Origin of the sequence: Ruminiclostridium papyrosolvens C7, assembly GCF_000421965.1 — a bacterium.
Lineage (GTDB): Bacteria > Bacillota > Clostridia > Acetivibrionales > DSM-1351 > Ruminiclostridium > Ruminiclostridium papyrosolvens_A.
In genome coordinates, this window is the sequence record NZ_ATAY01000030.1 from 111,982 (window position 1) to 131,842 (window position 19,861).

Below are 19,861 nucleotides of genomic sequence, written 5' to 3' on the forward strand. Positions count from 1 at the left end.
AATTAATGGACTGGTTTTTTACTATTCGTCTACATTTCCGCCATACGCTTTAAACGCTCGTACTTTTCTTTTGCATGTTCTTCTGCACGAGTGAATAAGTCTTCAGCCTCTTCAGGGAACATCTTGGCAAGAGATGAATATCTAACCTGTGACAACAGGAATTCCTTGAAGCTTTCCTTTGGTTCTTTGGAATCCAGTATAAACGGATTCTTTCCTTCCTTCTTCAAATCAGGGTTGTACCTGAACAAGTGCCAGTACCCGGCTGATACAGCTGCTGCTGAATTTGCTATGCTTCTTCCCATGCCGTCCTTGATTCCATGGCTTATACATGGAGAATATGCAATAATAATGGAAGGCCCGTTGTATGCTTCGGCTTCAGCAATAGCCTTCAGCATCTGGTTTCTGTCCGCTCCTATTCCAACCTGTGCAACATAGACATTTCCGTAAGTCATCATTTGCGCGGCAAGATCCTTTTTAGCCTGTTTCTTACCGGAGGAAGCAAACTTGGCAATAGCAGATGTAGGAGTTGCCTTGGAAGCCTGACCACCTGTATTTGAATAAATTTCTGTATCAAATACAAGCATGTTAATGTCATCTCCGGTAGAGAGAACATGGTCAAGTCCGCCGTAGCCTATATCATAAGCCCAGCCGTCTCCGCCTACTACCCATATTGAACGTTTAACGAGGTAATCCTTCTTTTCAAGAAGTTCATTAACCAACTGCATTTGTTTCTGGTCTTTATTTGAATAGCTCTGTAGAGCATTAATTAAATCTTCACTGGCTCCTTTGGAGACTGCACCGTCTTCAACACTTTCCAGCCATTTTGATAATAAAGGTCTCAGACTTTCCTCAATGTCAAGTTCCAAAAGCTCAATGGCAACATCTCTGAGACGTTCCCTTATTTGTTTTACACCAAGGTACATACCGTAACCAAATTCGGCATTATCCTCAAATAAGGAATTTGCCCAAGCCGGGCCTTTGCCTTCATGGTTTACCGTATATGAGCTTGTAGGATATGAGGCAGCCCATATGGATGAACATCCTGTAGCATTTGCAATCATCATCCTGTCACCGTAAAGTTGTGTTATAAGCTTAATATATGGTGTTTCACCACAGCCGGCACATGCTCCGGAGAATTCCATCAAAGGTTTTCTGAACTGACTGTCCTTAATGGTCTTATTTCCAAAGTTACCGCCTTTATAACCGATTTTTCTGGTTGAATAGTCATAGTTAGGTATTTCACGTTCGGTCTGAGTACTAAGCTTTTTCATAACAAGAGCTTTTTCCTTAGCCGGACACACATCGGCACAGTTGCCGCATCCTGTACAGTCCATAGGACTTATCTGTATTCTGAACTGGTACTCCTCAAGACCTTTACCCACAGCCTTTTTGGTAACAAAGGATTCAGGTGCTTCTTTCAACTCGTCTTCTGTTGCAAGAATAGGCCTGATAACTGCATGAGGACATACCAAAGAGCAAATATTACACTGTATACAGTTCTCGGGTATCCATTCGGGAACGTTAACTGCAATGCCTCGTTTTTCATAAGCTGAGGTTCCGTTTGGAAGAGTTCCGTCCTCAATTCCCTTAAATGCACTTACAGGAAGATCTTCACCCTTCATTGCGTTCATAGGTCTCATGATTTCACTTATAAATGCCGGCTCTTTAATGTCAGTGCTGGACGTATCCTGTGCATCCTTCCAACTGTCAGGTACATTTATCTTTACTATGGCGTCAATACCCTTGTCAATTGCTTCATGATTAACCTTGACAATGTTTTCACCCTTATTGCCGTAACTCTTAACAACAGCTTGCTTGAGATATTTTACGGCATCGTCCAGAGGAATAATATTGGCAAGCTTAAAGAAAGCAGCCTGCATTATCATGTTTATCCTGTTTCCAAGACCTATTGATTCAGCAATCTTTGTTGCATTAACTGTGTAGAACTGTATATTGTTTCTGGAAATCTGCCGTTTTATTTCAGCAGGAAGATGATCTTCCAGTTCCTTTTCATCCCACAGGCAGTTTAAAACAAAAATACCGCCTTTTTTAATACCTTTCAGCAAATCGTACTGGTTCACATAGGATTGATTATGACAAGCAACATAATCAGCCTCATTTATGAGATAAGCAGATTTTATAGGCTCATCGCCAAACCTAAGATGGGACATGGTAACTCCGCCTGATTTCTTTGAGTCATAAGCAAAGTAACCCTGAGCATATTTCTCGGTATGATCTCCTATAATCTTTATTGCCTGTTTGTTTGCTCCTACAGTTCCATCGGAACCAAGCCCCCAGAACTTGCATCTGATAGTTGACTTTGGTTCTGCATTGATTTTTTCATTTGCTGGCAGTGATGTATGAGTAACGTCATCGTCTATACCGATGGTGAACTGGTTTTTAGGATTCTGCTGTTCAAGATTGTCATATACTGCCTTGATATCCGAAGGGGTAGTATCCTTTGAAGCAAGACCGAATCTTCCTCCTACGATAACAGGGGCATTGGGAACATCGTAAAAAGCAGTTTTAACATCAAGATATAAAGGCTCTCCTACAGAACCCGGCTCTTTTGTCCTGTCCAGAACAGCTATTTTTTTAACTGTTTTAGGGATTGCATTAAGCAGATGTTTTACAGAAAATGGTCTGTAAAGGTGAACCTTTACCAGTCCGTACTTTTTACCCTGACTGTTCATGTAATCAATTGTCTCTTCAACAACATCGGTAATTGAACCCATTGCAACAATTATATTTTCGGCATCAGGTGCTCCATAATAATCAAAAAGACTATGTTTGCGGCCTGTGAGAGCCCCTACCTTATTCATGTAATCCTCAACAATACCAACAATATCGTTATAAAAAGGATTAGATGCTTCTCGACCCTGGAAATAAACATCAGGATTTTGAGCCGTACCCCTTGTAACAGGATGGTTAGGAGACAAGGCCCTGTCTCTGAATTCCTTAACTGCCTCATAATCAACCAGACTCGCCAGATCCTCATATTCAAGTGCTTCGACTTTCTGTATTTCATGAGATGTTCTGAATCCGTCAAAGAAATGAAGGAAAGGAAGTCTTCCTTTAATTGCAGCCAAATGGGCTACAGGTGCCAAATCCATTATTTCCTGAACTGAACCTGAAGCCAGCATGACTACTCCGGTTTGCCTTGCTGCCATTACATCCTGGTGATCTCCGAAGATGGAGAGGGCATGGGTTGCAATAGCTCTTGCACTGACATGGAAAACAGCAGGCAGCAGTTCTCCTGCAACCTTGTACATATTCGGAATCATCAATAACAAGCCTTGGGAAGCCGTAAATGTAGTAGTAAGGGCGCCTGCCTGAAGAGAACCATGAAGGGCACCTGCTGCGCCTGCTTCTGACTGCATTTCAACTACCCGGACTTTTTGTCCGAAAATATTTTTTTTACCTTTGGCAGACCATTCGTCAACTGACTCTGCCATGTTTGATGATGGTGTTATGGGATAGATTGCAGCGACATCGGTAAAGGCATAGGAAACATATGCAGCTGCAGTATTACCGTCAACCGTCATTTTGATTTTTGACATTTAAAAAACACCCCCGTAATTAAAGTTTACTTCCATTATCTACCCAGCTTTTTGCTTCTGAAACACCTTCAATTTTAGGAATTACAACATTAGTGTGCTTTTGCTTTGTGGCCTCATTTGTCCAGGCAGCCGTTCCCTCATTGTCTGTGGGCCTGTATGCTGTCCTCCGCCTGTTATCACGTCCGTCTAGTTGTGCATCTTTTTTATTCATAACTACCTCCAAGTATAATTATTATTATGAAAAGAGAAATATTAACCCTATACAAAAATATAAGATATAAAAATTATTTGCTTTATTAATTTTTTTATTCGAAAAGTAGTAATTAGACAAATATAAAAAGGTCCGGTTTAGAAGTTTTAACTTCCTAACCGGACGATATTTTTACCAGGTATTTTGTAACTAATCAAATCATAAGTTAAGCCAATGAAAAAGAAGAGGAAATAGCACTCTGTGTAAAAAACGAATTAACAATTTCATATTGGTTCTTAACTATGACAATATTTTCAGTAGCATCATATTTCTTAGCTATACCATTGTGTAGCAATGCACCCTTTTTTATGTAACTGGATTCTCCAATGTAGAATGAATGCTGTGATTTACCCCAATTATTAAAAGCCATAACTCCGCCTTGTACTGTGCCATTGTTTATTATTATATTTGCTGCATCAAGATATGATATTCCGTACCAACTACCTTTCAATGTTCCGCCGTTCATTATTACAAAAGGCGCGGGAGTATTACTCCAATTGTATAATGCACTATAGCCTTTTATTGTTCCACCTTCAAGTTTAAGAACACCGGATCTATTAAAATAGATTCCCATACCTTTTGGATATAAATTTTCAATTACGCCAGTTTCCTTTTCGCTGGAGTCTTTCAAAGTTAATGCACCTTCCAGATATATTGTACCGTCAAAATTTCTACTGGTGATTTTATGACCTGCCAAATCAAGGACTATATTAGTATTAGTACCCAGTGTCAGCGTGGATTCACCAAGGTTCACATCTGTGAGCAGAGTGATAGTAGTTTCTTCCGGGCTATCTATGGAATTAAGTGCCTTTTCCAGTGTAGGAAACTCTTTATTGCCTACTTTTGCCTGATTACATGTTTCACATATGTTGATTTCGTCATCCGGCAAAAAGGTGACAACCTTAAAATTTACAATAGGTCTTAACCGTAGTTTCTTAATTCTATCCAATTTGCCTCGCCTCTTTGTTTGAAATTTTGCTGTAAACACCATTATTATTCTTTAAGTAATAACATTTAAATTTACTGAAAGAAAGCTTTTAAATAAGGTAACTATATGCATAATGATAATTTTTGATTAGTATCTCTCTAAAGTATCCCCTCCATACCCGTTTTTCTTATCAAGGCTAATCATATCAGTATTTTGGACAAAAGTGAAGCGATATGTGCAATTCGACGGCAAAAAGTGCAATACGATTGAAAAAAACAAATCTTTCATGTTATAATTTTAACAGGAAAGATATACCAATTATTATTTTTAAGGCATCTTAGGAAGGTTACAATGAAAATAGCTATTTGTGACGATTTAAGATTTGATCGTACATTGCTGTGCGAGTACATACTGCAGTATGCAAAAAATAATTTTATAAATATAGATGTTGTTGAGTTTGACAGTGGTGAAGAGATGTTGTCGTCTTTTTCAGAGGAAAATTATAAAATCGTATTTCTGGACATATATATGAAAGGTATTGACGGAGTTAAAGTTGCAGAGAGAATAAGGGAAACTGATGAGGACTGCAAAATTATTTTCACAACCTCCAGCTTGGATCACAAAGGTGAAGGATTTGAGGTTGCTGCAACACACTATCTGATTAAGCCTATTACATATAAACGTGTGGAGCAGGCCTTAAACCGTTGCAAGAAGGTTTTAGCCTTTGATGCACAGTACATAGAACTGCCCTTTGGGAAAGAGTCTGTAAAAATTAATCTTAGGGATATCCTATATATTGAAGCTGTCCGAAATGGTGTTGTTATAACTACCGAACTTGAAGAATATAAAATACATATGCCTATGGCAAAAATTTGTGATGTTATTACGGATAAAAGGTTTTTAAGGTCCCATCGCGGTTTTATTGTAAATATGCAGCATATAATTGCAACCAAAGAGAATGAGTTTGTTTTGAAAAATAGCTCTACTGTTCCGATAAGACAGTCAGGCAGGAAAGAGATAAAATGTGCCTACATGCATTATGTAATAGAAAACCACAAAGAAATTCAAAGTTCTGATGCTATTATCTAATTTATCATTAATGATAAATATCATATAACGGTGATATCCCAGATATCTTATACTCATTTTGGTGTAATTGTTACCGAAATATATTAACATAAAATGTATTGTATCGTATTTAGCAACTGTTGCTATTATTTGGAAACAATCCCACATAACTTACATAACATGTAATAAGGGAAATTTATGTTAATCATAGAGGAGGTATAATTGTGCGTAATTACGGAAATTGGCCATATGTAAGCAGTAATATGATGGCTCCGGGCCCTTCAAATAAAAATGCAGGTTCAGGGATGACAAACCCTTGGATTATGCAGCCAAACATTAGTCCTGATTTACAGCCGGGATACACACCACATATAAACCACGAGGAAGACATGCAGTCTGAAATGGGTAATGACATGATGCAGCAGGGCATGGGCAAGAATATGATGCAGCCCGGAATGAGTCCCGACATGATGCAACAGGGCATGATGCAGCCGGGGATGAGTCCCGACATGATGCAACAGGGCATGATGATGCAGCCCGGAATGTGTCCTGACATGATGCAACAGGGCATGATGATGCAGCCCGGGATGTGTCCTGACATGATGCAACATGAAAAAATGGATGCAGATATGTCAGAGGCACTTGAGTTGATTAAAGAGGCAATAAAAGGTGAGACACAAGACAGATTATTCTATCAATATCTTTTAGACAATGCCCCGGCACTGCTGGACAAGGAAATTATTACAGAGATAAGGGATAATGAAATAAAACATGCAAAGATGTTCAGACAGCTTTATTTTGAACTTACGGGAAAGACAGTAAAGCCTGATGAAAATGTTACATTTGAAAAACCTAGAACATATTGTGACGGGCTCAGGGGGGCACTTATGGGTGAAACTAATGCCGTAAAAAAATACCGTAGGATTTTAGCGGCCATGAAAAACAGAAAACATATAAACATGATGGTAGAAATAATTACGGATGAATTAAGGCATGCTTCTCTATATAATCTTTTAATTCACAATAATGATTGCAAATATTAATATCAGCGATATAATTGAACCGGACAGCTTTTAATCAGCCATCCGGTTCTTTTTTACCCCAAAATAAAGAAAATTAAAAAAGATTAAGTATATATAAACAGACTTTTGGGTTAAATTTAAGTATATTGTATAAAGCAGTAAACATAAAACTAATTAAAGAGGTATAGATGGATATTATTGTAAATTTTTTTAATTTTGTAATGCACTTGGATGAAAATCTGACAATGCTGGCGAATAACTTCGGTATCTGGACCTATGTGATTTTATTTGCCATAGTTTTTTGTGAGACAGGTCTCGTAGTAACTCCTTTTTTGCCCGGGGATTCCATGATATTTGTGCTAGGGGCCCTTTCGGCGAGCGGTGAGCTTGATTTAAAGATTATAACAATAGTATTGATCTCCGCGGCTATTCTTGGGGATACCTGTAATTATCATTTAGGTAAGATATTCGGCCCTATGGTATTCCGAAAGGATAACGTCAGGTTCCTTAAAAAGGATCATCTGATAAAAACTCATAACTTTTACGAAAAACACGGCGGTAAAACCATAATACTTGCAAGATTTATACCCATAATCAGAACATTTGCACCCTTTGTAGCGGGTATGGGTTCAATGAGTTATATGAAATTTATAGGCTACAATATTATTGGTGGTGTCTTATGGGTTTCACTGTTTCTGGCAGCAGGGTACTTTTTCGGAAATGTTGCCGTTGTTCAGGAGAACTTTACACTTGTAATACTGGCTATAATTGCAATATCTGTACTGCCGGGTTTTGTGGCATACTTAAAAAACAAAAAAGCTGGCCCAACCGACCAAGCTTAAATTTCTGACGAAATTTGCCGGGGAAATTCACGTACTGTTCACAAATATAAACTATAATTTTATTTAATAGTTCATATGAAAGGGGCATACTTTTCGTGAGTTCAATTAAAATTCTTATTGCAGATGACGAGGAAAGAATGAGAAGGCTGGTTGCCGATTTTCTTAAAAAGCAAGGATATACCGTAATTGAAGCAGATAACGGAATGCAGGCTTTAAAGATATTTATTGAGCAGAAAGAATCAATCAGTCTGGTAATTCTTGATGTAATGATGCCTGTTATGGACGGATGGGAGACATTAAGAAGTATTCGCCAGTATTCAAAGGTTCCCGTGATAATGCTGACAGCAAAAAGTACAGAAGCAGATGAGCTACTGAGCTTTGGAATCGGTGCAGACGAATACATAACCAAACCTTTCAGCCTGATGATATTATTGGCAAGAGTACAGGCTCTTCTCAAGAGAGTAAATATTAATATAAACGGTAAAAAATCCTTTGACGGTTTGGAGATTGACCCCGCTGCTCATACAGTTCATGCCGGGGGACGAGAGATAGAGCTTACACCAAAAGAATTCGAGCTGTTGCTCTATCTTTGTGATAATGAGGGAATAGCTTTGTCCAGAGAGAAGATTCTTAATTGCGTTTGGGACTATGGTTATTTTGGGGATGCCAGAACCGTTGATACCCATATAAAAAAATTGAGACTGAAACTGGGATACAAGGGTGACTTCATACAAACCATAAGGGGGCTGGGCTACAAGTTTGAGGTGACTAAATGAAAATCTCATTAAAAACCAAACTCTTCGGTACATTTTTTGGATTGATAGTACTCTCCGTTATATTAACATGGGTTTTAAACAGTTCACTTCTTCTGAAATATTACTATCACAATCAAAGAAATACAATGAGACAGAGCTATGACGTTATAAAGAATGCTTATAATACAGATTCTGACAATATAATGATGGACATTGAAAAAATAGAAAACCTTCGGGGCATGGGCATTTTATTGTTTGACGAGGATTTAAATATAATTTACCAATCAGGGCAAAAGAATTTGCAAATGCTTCGGGAAAACAGACGGATTATGGGTACAACACCATCCATTGACAAAAAGCTGATAAAAGATAAAATAAACAGACTCAAGGATAATACTCCTAAAATAGAAATCCGATACGACAAAAGAATGGAATCCAATTTTGTATCACTCTATGCAAAAATAGATGATAATATATATATATACATGGGAACACCCTTTGCCGCAATTCAGGAAAGTTCACAAATAGCCATTAGCTTTTCCATTCTTACAGGCCTGCTGACGCTGGTGCTTGGAGGAGTAATTATTTACATTCTTACTTCAAGAGTTACAAAACCTATTGAAAAGCTCAACGTCATTGCAAAAAAAATGACTGTCCTTGATTTCAGCGAAAAGTATGATGTAAATAGGAACGATGAAATCGGGACACTGGGTGAAAGTATAAATTCACTGTCAAAACAGTTGGAATCCTCCATAAGCGATTTGCAACAGGCCAACATTAAGTTAATGCAGGATATACAGAAGGAAAGACAGATTGATGAAATGAGAAAGGAATTTATCAGTAATGTTTCACATGAGCTGAAAACACCTATTGCTATTGTACAAGGCTATGCGGAAGGACTCAAGCTTAACGTCAATGACGACGAGGAAAATAAGAACTTTTACTGTGACGTGATAATTGACGAAGCAAATAAAATGGACAGTATGGTAAGAAAGCTTCTTGAACTTTCGGAACTTGAATTCAATCAGATTTCCCTTGACCGGGAGGAATTTTCCATAAATGAGCTTATAACTGATGTTTTAAAAAAGAAAGCTATTCTATTTGCCGAAAAGGACGCGAAAGTTACCTTCAATTCAAAGGTAAAAGAAAATGTAATAGTAAATGCCGATTACTATTATGTTGAACAGGTTTTTATGAATTATCTCAGCAATGCACTTAATCATCTGGATGATAAAAGAATAATAAATGTTGACCTTGAAATAACAGATACAAAGGCGCGGGTGGAGGTATTCAATTCAGGAGAAAACATTCCGGGTGACGTTATAGATAGCATTTGGATGAGCTTTTTTAAAGTAGATAAGGCAAGAACAAGAGCTTATGGTGGAACAGGTCTTGGCTTGTCCATTGTAAAAGCAATACAGAAAGCCCATAATAATGCTTACGGTGTTTTAAACAAGCCGGAAGGTGTCCTTTTTTGGTTTGAAGCGGATTTGGCCTAGAGACCTTGGAAAAAATTGTTTGAAGTAATTTACAAAATCTACACAATATTTACACATTAGTTGAGAAAGATAGTGTAGAAAGGAGGTGATAGTAGTGAAAAAAATTAAAATTCTTGTTACTATCGCATTTGTTATTTCAATACTATCTTCTAATGTCTTTGCAGTTGAGTCCGACATAGGTTCCAAATCACAAGATGGTGCAGTTGATCAACATAAAGAAGAGATTAAGGACAAAGACAAATGTCAGAAGTGTCGTAAGGATCCCTTAAAATATCTTGAAGATAAAAAGCAAAGCGTAGAAAAAGACTTGAAAGAAGGTCGTATTTCCAAGGAAGAAGCTGACGAAAAGATAAAGGAAATCGACCAGCGCATACAGAAAATCAAGGAATTCAACAGCTTGCCTCTTCCTGAAAAGAAAGCTAAAATCTATAGTCGATTCCAGAAACACATTGATAAAAAGGTCTCAGAAGGAAAATTAACAAATGAGGAAGGCCAAAAGTTTCTGACAGAGTTAAAAAAAGAGCTTGATCAGTGGGATGGCAAAGATTTTCCGAAATTCAAGATGGACAAGATGGAAAATAAAAAACATGATTAGTTTGTTCTGACAAAAAAGGACGCATATTTACAAAGATGCGTCCTTTTATTTATGCTTTTGTTGTAATACGCAGTTTCAAAGAATGTCTTGAAAAAGCCTTGCCTTTCTTAAATGCTGATACGATTATGGTAAACAATATAATAACACAGCCAATAACGGTGAGAATGCCTGTGAATCGTTCTCCAAGAAGCAATATACCCAGAGTTGCAGTAACTACAGGCTCTAGAGCATATGTAATGGCTGCGTTTTCAGGCCGTACAAATTTGATTGCAGAGCTTTGAAACAAAGAGGTAAATATAGTAACAGCAGCATTTAGACAAATAAGCAATAGGAATACGGGATTTACCACATTTGAAAATGCTATTTTACCTGTTTCAAATATCAGAGCCAGAGCCAAAAAACTAACTATGTTGGTACTATGCTGTATAAATGTAAACTGTACTGCGGTAAATACATTTGAAAACTTATTTTGAAGTGCAATGAACAAGGAGAAAAAAATTGCATTAAATAATGCGAAAATATCTCCCATATTTATACTAAAACCCTTTCCTGCAAAAGTAATAAAGTAAATGCCAACCATCGCAGTCATAGCCAGAAGAATTGTTTTCCGGGATGGCGATTTTCTCTCTAGAACAGCCATTATTACAGGTGTTATTACAATTGACAGCTGTACTATAAATGCCGTGTTTGAGCCTGAGGTATTTTTCAGTGCCAGCATGCAGAAGGTGTTGCTTATAACTGAAATAAGGCTTATAAGTACGCAGGTGACAACAATTTTTTTACTGAAACCCTGCAGTTTTTTCCTGAATAGTACCACCGTGGAACAAAACCCAAATATGGCACATATTAAGAGTATTGAAAACTGAGGAAGAAATCCCAAAAGCATTTTGGACCATATATATGATGAACCCCAGAGTATGGCATTTAAGATAAGAAATATTTGTGCGTTGTTTTTTGTAATAATGTTCATAATATGTACCCACCTAAATTAATTAGTTTACATATTATATTATATTCTAACTTTTAGCCAAGTTTATTGCATAAACTGTTTAAAAATTTGCAAAAAGTGCTTTTTGTCCATTTATTTTATTTGAAACATATAATAGAATAGTATTACTAAGTATTATCAAAAGCTATGAAGGGATGGTTAAGATGGAAAAGGAGCCGGGTATTAAAAGAGGCTATTTGGAGGATGACTTTAAATTTTTTCACTTGAAGGACAGAAACAATATTCAGTTTGAACACCATTATCACGATTTTAATAAAATAATAATATTCTTACTTGGTGACGTTATATACAATATTGAGGGTAAAAACTATAAACTCAAACCTTGGGATGTTCTTTTCGTTCCGGGAAATCAGGTACATAAGCCCATAATAGCACCTGACCGTGACTATGAAAGAATAGTTATATGGATAAACAATAGATTTTTAGAGGAGCATGGGAATCGCGATAATGATCTTTTGACGTGCTTTAACCTTGCCAGAGAAAAAAAACATTTGGTAAGGCTGGGTGCAAATTCCCTCAATAATATTAAGCCTATACTGGGGAATCTTGAAAAGGAGCTTAAAAATATTACCTTCGGTTCAGGTATCCTTGCAAATGCACTTTTTGTACAATTCATGGTTTACATAAATAGACTATACCTAAAACCGGATAAACAAGTAGAAGACATTGAAGTAGAGTTTGACGAACAGATTCAGAAGGTCATACACTTTATTAATGCGAACCTGTCGGGAGATCTGAGCATAGCAGCATTATCCGAAAGGTTCTACATTAACAAGTACTATCTTATGCATAAATTCAAGGCCAACACAGGGTTCTCAATCCACAGTTACGTAAATAATAAGAGACTTCAAAAAAGTGCCGCTCTAATAAAGGAGGGAAAATCCCCGTCCGATGCAGCAGGTGAATGCGGATTCAACGACTACTCAAGTTTTGTACGTACTTTTTCAAAAATGTATGGCATGTCTCCCAGAAAATATTGCAAGACTAACCTTGAACACCCTATCAACTGCTTTCAGGTTGAGGGATGACAGTGACTATATATAAATCATTTTTTTAGTCATTCCGCCGTCCACTGTTATGTTTTCACCTGTTATGAAGCCGGATTTGTCGGATGCCAGAAAAAGGCATACTTCCGCTATGTCATCGGGAACACCCACTCTTCCGGCCGGATGCTGAGCATGATCTTCTATTGATAAAATATCCTGACATGCAACAGAGCTTTTTTTCCAGGAGGAAACATCTATCCAGCCCGGACTGATGGAATTGACTCTTATGCCGTATTTACCAAGAGAGATTGCCAGAGAGTGGGTCAGTGCAATAATCCCTCCCTTGGAGGCGGAGTACGGTTCTGTATCCGGTTCAGACATAAAGGCTCTTGTTGAGGCCATATTAATTATGCATCCGCTGTTTTGGTTTTTCATAAAGCCGGCGCAGAATTTTGCACAATAATACGCACCTGAAAGGTTTACGGCAATAGCCTTGTCCCATTCTTCGACAGTCGTTTCAAATATATTGCCAAAGCCGGTGAGAACCGCATTATTTACCAGTACGTCGATTCTGCCGTATTTTTTATTCGTATAATTAACCATTTCTTCGACAGAGGCCGGGTCTGAAACGTCAGTTTTTATAAAAATGGCTTCAAGACCAGCCTTCCTTATATGTTTTTCGTTTTCCAATCCTGCTTCTTCGTCAATATCTGCGATTACAACTTTAGCCCCTTCTTGGGCAAATTTTCTTGATATCGCTGTTCCTATACCCTGCCCTGCACCCGTTACAATAATGGATTTATCTGTAAATAATGACATATGTTACAAAACCTCCTCTGTTTTTAGTATAATAACTAGAGTATATCAAAAACCCGGATAAAATGCATAAACTGCTGAGTATATGAATAAGTAGCAGTATAGCTTATTGAACAGGAGTGATAAAAAAGATGAGGTATAAAAGTGCGGCTTTATTTGCTGTAGCAACCATAATGATATTTATTTTCGTATTCTCAAAAACATATGCAGATCAGGAGCCTAGAGAAGTAAAAATTCTGTTTACTCATGACATGCATGATCACCTGCTGCCAAATAAAGGGGAATATAATGGCAGCACTGTTTGGACAGGCGGATATTCAAGATTGAAAACGGTAATTGACGAGGAAAAATCCGGAAGTAAAAATATAGTTTTGGTAGATGCCGGGGACTATTCAATGGGAGATTTATTTCAATCATTGTATTCAACAGATGCACCGGAGCTTAGGATTATGGGCCAGATGGGATACGATGTAACAACATTGGGTAATCATGAATTCGAATTTAAGGATACCGGCCTGACAAGGCATTTGTATTCTGCAAAAAACAGCAGTGACAAGCTACCTGAAATAGTCAGCTCAAATATAGTGTTTCCCGGCGGCGATAAAATGACTAAATCCTCTTATGAGCTGCAACAGGCTATGAAGGCATATGGAGTGAAAGATTACACAATTCTTAATAGGGGCGGAATCAGAATTGGCATATTCGGTCTTATGGGAAAGGATGCTGAAGATTGTATAACAACTACTGAAGTATCTTTTGACAATGTTGTAGAAAGTTCAAAGAGGGTAGTTAAAAAGCTGAAACAAGAAGGTGTAGACCTTATAATATGCTTATCTCATTCGGGTACATGGGAAAAGGCTTCCAAATCAGAGGATGAAATACTTGCAAAGAAGGTTCCTGACATTGATGTTATAGTAAGCGGGCACACTCATACTCTTCTAAAAATGCCTATTATACATGGAAATGCTGTAATCGGGTCCTGCGGGGAATACGGAAACAATCTTGGGGTTATTGAACTTGTACAAATTCCTGGAGAAAGATGGTCTCTTAAAAATTACCATTTAAAGCATATTGACCAATCAATTACTGAGGATTCAGGGATTTCACAAAGCATAAGTAAATTTAAGACTATAGTTCAGAAGGAATATCTCAATTATTTTGACATGCAGTTCGATGAGGTTTTATGCCGGTCTCCTTTTAGTTTTATTGCTACTGAACAGATAGGAAAAAAACTACAGGAGGATACTTTGGGAAACCTTATTTCTGACGGATATATATATTCGGTTAAGCAGGCGGAGGGTAAAGACTACGAACCTGTAGCAGTTGCAATTGTACCTGTTGGAACAATGAGGGGGTCATTTGTGGAAGGCGATATAACCGTTCAGGATGCATTTATTTCAAGCTGCCTTGGAATCGGGCCGGATGGAAAATCGGGGTATCCTCTTATATCAGTGTACCTTACGGGAAAAGAACTGAAAAACTTGTGTGAACTGGATGCCTCCATATCTCCTATGATGAGCTATGCACAGCTGTATATGTCAGGTGTAGACTACACCTTTAATCCCAACAGAATGATACTCAATAGGGTTACTGAGGCTCACCTACAGAAGCCTGATGGAACACAGGAAAGAATAGATGACAAAAAACTCTATAGGGTAGTAAGCGGATTGTATAATGCGCAGATGCTGGCCACCGTGGGGCCTAAGTCTTTCGGCCTTTTGCCTGTAGTGCCTAAAACCAAGGAGGGCAAACCAATCAAAGACTTCGATTCCTATATAATTTATTCGAATTCGGGAGGACATACCACTGAACTAAAGGAATGGCTTGCCACTGCCAGATATCTGCAATCTTTCCCGAAAACAGAGGGTGTACCGCAAATTCCATACTATTACAATACTTTACAAGGACGAAAAATTATTGATAATACAAACAGTCTCTCGGCTATTCTGGGTAACCCCAACAGTATAGCAGTAAGGTTATACTTGGTTGTATTAGCTGTTGTTGTTGTTATAACTGCTGCTATTGTAATTATAGTAAGGCTTGTGAGAAAAAAGGGAAAAAATAAGGCAGCTGTGTAGCCGGTATTATAATAAAAAAACAGGTAGCTCTATGAGACTATCTGTTTTTATTATGCACTAAGAATAAAGGGGTTGTCGCAAAATTAATTTTTATCTTGTTTAACCTAACAGCCCCTTGATATGCACTAAAAAATTTAAAAAAATGAATATTATATCAAATATATCTTGACGCGTTATATCACGCTGTGATATATTACATTCATGATATATCACAACGTGATATATACGAAGGAGAATGAGGGTATGAATGAAAAACTAATAAAAGCATATTTACCCATGAGCGAAACCGGTTTTTATATTCTGCTTTCACTCAATGAGCCCAGACACGGATATGGAATTATACTCCATGTAAAGGACATAACCGGGGGCAGGATAAATCTTGGAGCAGGGACTATTTACGGGACTCTTACCAAGTTTGAAAAGGATAATCTTATTGAGCCGTCAGGAGAAGAGGACAGGCGTAAACTATACAGGATAACTGAGAAGGGTAAATGGCTGCTTGAACAGGAAATGAGTCGTATAGACGAGATGTATGTGAACGGGCACAAGGTTCTGGGGGGATATAATCATGATCAAGATATTTAAATGGTGGTGGGCCTGGGAGTACGAAAGAATTGAAAACTGGCTGGAAGAAATGGAGTCAAATGGTCTCAGACTGGTTGAAACAAGAGTCAAAGGCTTATACTTTTACTTCGAAAGGTGCCAACCCATAAAAGCCAGATATTGTATTGACTACCAATCCAAGCTTACTCCTGATTATGTTACACTGGTTAGGGATGACGGATGGGAGCTGTATCAGATAGGAATGGGCTGGTATATATTGAGGAAACAGTATGAGGATGAGAGGCCTGAACTGTACACTGATTTTGAAAGCCTTATTGCCAGAAATAAAGCATTGCTTGCAATAGTAGTGGTTGCTTCAATAATGGAGTGTGTGTCATTTGGAAATTTGATATGGAACACATATAATGACAGTAGCAAAGCGATGCTGCCCGTTCTTTGTATATTTGGTTCCCTGATTCTGGCATTTTTTTCATTTATAATTACAAATGTGGTGATGCAAATAACTAAATTCAGAAAGAAACAATAAAAAATTAAAATAAAGAGGTGGGTAATTTGAGTTTACAAGTACGAAATGTATCAAAAAAGTTTGGAGAAAAGCTTGCTGTCAACGATATTTCATTTGAAGTAAGCGAACCGGGTGTGTTTGGGCTACTAGGAACAAATGGAGCAGGTAAAACCACAACAATAAGGATGATATTGAATATTGTAAAAAAAGATTCGGGAAGCATAATGTGGGACAACAAACCTGTAGAAAGCCAGATTACAAATTTCGGATATCTTCCTGAAGAAAGAGGGCTGTATCCTAAAGTAAAAGTTACGGAGCAGCTAATGTATTTTGCGAGTTTGAGACGAATCAGTGCAGCCAAGGCAAAAAAGGACATAAGCTACTGGCTGGAGAGAATGGAAGCAAGCCAATATGCAAATATGGCAGCAGAGAAGCTATCCAAAGGGAATCAGCAGAAAATACAGTTTATTGCATCTATATTGCATGATCCCGACCTGATATTCATGGATGAGCCCTTCAGTGGACTAGACCCTGTGAATACAGAGCTGTTCAAGGGAGTAATACATGAACTGATAAAGAAAGAAAAATACATAATAATGTCAAGTCATCAAATGTCCACTGTTGAGGAATTTTGCAGGGATATAGTAATTCTTAAAAACGGTAACACCGTACTTAACGGAGATCTTAAAAAAATCAAGCATAGCTACGGGAGAAATAATCTGTTAATAAATTCTGAGGGAGATATTATTGAACTTGCTGCGCAAGAGGGTATTACAAAAGTAAATCGCACTGCGGCAGGCTACGAAATTAAAATCTCAAATGAAGAGCAGGCGTACAAACTGCTTGAAAAAATACTTAACAAAAGGCTTATGCTTGATAAATTCGAAATAAGAGAGCCATCACTGCATGAAATATTTATAGAAAAGGCTGGTGAAGCAAAATGAAAGAATTTTTAGAAGTATTCAAGTATACTTTCAGAGAGAATGCACGAAAAAAATCATTCATTATATCAACTGTTTTGATTCTTGTAATTGTTATAGCAGCTATGGTAATACCCGCTGCAATTTCCAAGAGTAAAACTGGAGTCAATGATAATCTGAATGAGCAGACCCAGACAGACTCTAGCAACATCAAAACAGTATATGTTGTTGACAAAACCGGAATTTTTGAACAGGGAATAAATGAATTACAGCAACAAATGTCAGGCTTTAAGCTTGAAAAGGTGACTGCTGACAAGGAGGAAGGCCTGAAAGCTCAGATAAAGGATAAGGGCGAAAGCTATATGATAGTTGTTAGCCTGAAAGATAACATTCCAAATGGCGAGTACTTCACAAAGCAGTATGGAAGCGGCCCGGACCCTGATATGATAAGCAAGGTATTCAAGAATATTTACGTGACAACCATGCTGAAAGGGGAAAATGTTTCGGAAGATGTTATTACAAAGACTTTAGCAGATTTAAATGTTAATGTAAATGAGTTGGGCAACAGTAAAGTAGGAGGATATATTTCCAGCATATTTATAGTAATAATATTGTTCTTTGCAATATATTTCTATGGCTATGGAGTATCAATGTCCGTTGCATCAGAAAAGACCTCAAGGGTTATGGAGCTGCTGATAACTTCCGTGAAACCTTCAAGAATAATAATTGGAAAAACTGCCGGTATGGGAGCACTGGGACTTATACAGCTTGCATTGATAATTGGGGTTGGTGCACTGACATACAATACTGTTTTTCCATCAGACTTTACTATTGGAGGTATGAAACTGGATTTATCAGGCTTTACACCTTTTACATCTGCAATGGTGATAATTTACTTCATACTGGGATATACCCTGTATGCACTTATGTACGCTGTTGTTGGTGCAACCGTAAGCAAGGCAGAGGATGTAAACTCAGCTATGATGCCTATGTCCTTTATAGCACTTATAGCATTCTACTTCTCATACGGAACATTTGCGGTTCCAAACAGTACTGCTGCAAAAGTGGCCTCATTGATACCGTTCACTTCCCCCTTTTCAGTACCTTCAAGGCTGGTGACGACAGACGTACCACTTTGGCAGATCGGACTATCGCTGGGAATATTACTGATAACTATAGTATTTGTCGGGATGATTTCAGTAAAGCTCTACTCCTATGCGGTGCTTCATTATGGCGACAGATTGAAAATAGGAAAGCTGCTACAGTTTTCAAAAGAAAACAAGACGGTTAATAGTAAATAATATTGAATCATTATATGATATGGTTTAGAATAAAATATAATACATATTAAAAAAAGCCAAATAATACCATTTGGCTTTTTTAGCTACGGAGGAGCTTATGTATTATCCTATTAAATTTAGGCCTGTCTATAAGGATTATATCTGGGGAGGCCGATACTTTGAAAAGCTGGGTAGGGAGCTGCCGGAAGGTGTAGTTGCCGAAAGCTGGGAGGTATCCTGCCATAAAAGCGGACTTAGTGTCGTAGCAAATGAAGAGTTTGCAGGATGGACACTTACTGAACTAATAAAGTCTGACCCAATAGGTGTTGTAGGAACAAAATTTCCTTCAGGGTGCAGTGAAATACCTCTACTGGTAAAACTTATAGATGCAAATGATAAACTCTCCGTTCAAGTACACCCCGATGATAACTATGCTGCAGTTTTTGAAAATGACTTCGGAAAAAATGAGATGTGGTATGTAATAGCTGCAAAGCCAAGTTCAAAGCTGGTTGCTGGTCTTAAAGAAAATATAACCAAAGAGAAATTCTTAAGAGCCGTCAAAGAAAACCGTATTGAAGACTGTCTGTTACAAGTGGAGGTTATGCCGGGAGATGTCATAAATATACCTGCAGGAACGGTTCACTCAATTGGTGACGGTATAGTAATAGCGGAAATCCAGCAGACCTCAGATATAACTTACAGGCTATTTGACTACAACAGGGTTGACATTAACGGAGTAGGACGCCAGCTGCATTTGAATAAAGCACTTGATGTTATTAACTTTGAAGCCGGGCGCAGAAAGGTTAAATGTGATGGCGTAAAGGTTGAAGTTAATGACAACTGTTCCAAAACAGTATTTGTGGCCAACAGATATTTTGCATGTGAACGATATGAATTAGATGGTGAGGTTATAGAAAAATGTGACGGTAGCAAATTCTGTATTTACATATTTCTTGAAGGGAACGGAGCGATTAAAACAGGAGAAGCAAATGTAAAAGTCAATGCCGGTGAAACCGTATTTCTGCCTGCGGCTTCGGGGGAATACACCGTTTCCGGGAAATTAAAGGCTTTAAAAACATATATACCTGACTTAATAAACGACATTGTTAACCCAATGAAAAATGCAGGTTGCACAAACAGCGAAATATACAAGGTACTAAACTGTTAGTTAAATAATAAAAACA

18 protein-coding genes are annotated in these 19,861 nt (G+C 37.8%); 13 read left to right on the top strand and 5 right to left on the bottom strand.

Annotated elements, in window-relative coordinates; genetic code table 11:
* Nucleotides 1-29: 29 nt before the first annotated feature.
* The 3 genes from nifJ to L323_RS30265 form a co-directional block, all read right to left on the bottom strand.
* Entirely contained in the window at nt 30-3,560 is a 3,531-nt protein-coding gene (gene nifJ, locus L323_RS30255; RefSeq protein WP_020815409.1) for a pyruvate:ferredoxin (flavodoxin) oxidoreductase, read from the bottom strand.
* Nucleotides 3,561-3,579: 19 nt separating this feature from the next.
* A complete protein-coding gene (locus L323_RS30260) occupies nt 3,580-3,771 on the bottom strand; it encodes a CDIF630_02480 family spore surface protein (protein ID WP_014314405.1) in 192 nt (63 codons plus the stop codon).
* Nucleotides 3,772-3,976: 205 nt separating this feature from the next.
* Nucleotides 3,977-4,759, bottom strand: coding sequence for a hypothetical protein (locus tag L323_RS30265; RefSeq protein ID WP_020815410.1), 783 nt, complete (start codon nt 4,757-4,759; stop codon nt 3,977-3,979).
* Between the two features lie 330 nt (nt 4,760-5,089).
* Here L323_RS30265 and L323_RS30270 point away from each other — a divergent pair, with 330 nt between their 5' ends.
* The 6 genes from L323_RS30270 (at nt 5,090) to L323_RS30295 (ending at nt 10,519) form a co-directional block, all read left to right on the top strand.
* Nucleotides 5,090-5,827 (top strand): LytR/AlgR family response regulator transcription factor, encoded by a 738-nt coding sequence (locus tag L323_RS30270; protein WP_020815411.1) that lies wholly within the window; start codon nt 5,090-5,092, stop codon nt 5,825-5,827.
* Nucleotides 5,828-6,030: 203 nt separating this feature from the next.
* Nucleotides 6,031-6,849 (top strand): ferritin family protein, encoded by an 819-nt coding sequence (locus L323_RS30275; RefSeq protein WP_020815412.1) that lies wholly within the window; start codon nt 6,031-6,033, stop codon nt 6,847-6,849.
* A gap of 167 nt (nt 6,850-7,016) precedes the next feature.
* On the top strand, nt 7,017-7,670 hold the full coding sequence (locus L323_RS30280; protein ID WP_020815413.1) for a DedA family protein: 654 nt from the start codon (nt 7,017-7,019) through the stop codon (nt 7,668-7,670).
* 95 nt (nt 7,671-7,765) lie between these two features.
* Nucleotides 7,766-8,446, top strand: coding sequence for a response regulator transcription factor (locus tag L323_RS30285; RefSeq protein WP_020815414.1), 681 nt, complete (start codon nt 7,766-7,768; stop codon nt 8,444-8,446).
* A complete protein-coding gene (locus L323_RS30290; RefSeq protein ID WP_020815415.1) occupies nt 8,443-9,924 on the top strand; it encodes a sensor histidine kinase in 1,482 nt (493 codons plus the stop codon). The genes L323_RS30285 and L323_RS30290 overlap by 4 nt, the downstream gene beginning before the upstream one ends.
* Nucleotides 9,925-10,018: 94 nt before the next feature.
* Nucleotides 10,019-10,519: a hypothetical protein gene (locus L323_RS30295; RefSeq protein WP_020815416.1), complete on the top strand. Its 501-nt coding sequence runs from the start codon at nt 10,019-10,021 to the stop codon at nt 10,517-10,519.
* A 49-nt stretch (nt 10,520-10,568) separates the two neighbouring features.
* Here L323_RS30295 and L323_RS30300 read toward each other — a convergent pair whose 3' ends face one another.
* Nucleotides 10,569-11,489 carry a DMT family transporter gene (locus L323_RS30300; protein WP_020815417.1) on the bottom strand — a complete coding sequence of 307 codons (921 nt, stop codon included), beginning with the start codon at nt 11,487-11,489 and terminating at the stop codon, nt 10,569-10,571.
* A gap of 182 nt (nt 11,490-11,671) precedes the next feature.
* On the opposite strand from L323_RS30300, the gene L323_RS30305 reads away from it, so the two are divergent.
* The gene (locus L323_RS30305) at nt 11,672-12,556 is read left to right on the top strand and encodes an AraC family transcriptional regulator (RefSeq protein ID WP_020815418.1); all 885 of its coding nucleotides are present in this window, start codon (nt 11,672-11,674) and stop codon (nt 12,554-12,556) included.
* A 6-nt stretch (nt 12,557-12,562) separates the two neighbouring features.
* Here the strand turns inward: L323_RS30305 and L323_RS30310 are convergent, their stop codons facing one another.
* A complete protein-coding gene (locus L323_RS30310) occupies nt 12,563-13,333 on the bottom strand; it encodes an SDR family oxidoreductase (RefSeq protein ID WP_020815419.1) in 771 nt (256 codons plus the stop codon).
* Between the two features lie 128 nt (nt 13,334-13,461).
* Between L323_RS30310 and L323_RS30315 the strand changes: the two genes are divergently transcribed.
* From L323_RS30315 to L323_RS30340, 6 genes are all read left to right on the top strand, one after another.
* Nucleotides 13,462-15,408, top strand: a complete 1,947-nt coding sequence (locus L323_RS30315) for a bifunctional metallophosphatase/5'-nucleotidase (protein ID WP_020815420.1) — start codon at nt 13,462-13,464, stop codon at nt 15,406-15,408.
* 243 nt (nt 15,409-15,651) lie between these two features.
* Nucleotides 15,652-15,993, top strand: coding sequence for a PadR family transcriptional regulator (locus L323_RS30320; protein ID WP_020815421.1), 342 nt, complete (start codon nt 15,652-15,654; stop codon nt 15,991-15,993).
* Entirely contained in the window at nt 15,977-16,498 is a 522-nt protein-coding gene (locus L323_RS30325) for a DUF2812 domain-containing protein (protein WP_020815422.1), read from the top strand. The genes L323_RS30320 and L323_RS30325 overlap by 17 nt, the downstream gene beginning before the upstream one ends.
* Before the next feature lie 26 nt (nt 16,499-16,524).
* A complete protein-coding gene (locus L323_RS30330) occupies nt 16,525-17,421 on the top strand; it encodes an ABC transporter ATP-binding protein (RefSeq protein WP_020815423.1) in 897 nt (298 codons plus the stop codon).
* A complete protein-coding gene (locus tag L323_RS30335) occupies nt 17,418-18,698 on the top strand; it encodes an ABC transporter permease (RefSeq protein WP_020815424.1) in 1,281 nt (426 codons plus the stop codon). The genes L323_RS30330 and L323_RS30335 overlap by 4 nt, the downstream gene beginning before the upstream one ends.
* Before the next feature lie 97 nt (nt 18,699-18,795).
* Nucleotides 18,796-19,845 carry a type I phosphomannose isomerase catalytic subunit gene (locus L323_RS30340; protein WP_020815425.1) on the top strand — a complete coding sequence of 350 codons (1,050 nt, stop codon included), beginning with the start codon at nt 18,796-18,798 and terminating at the stop codon, nt 19,843-19,845.
* Nucleotides 19,846-19,861 lie beyond the last annotated feature (16 nt).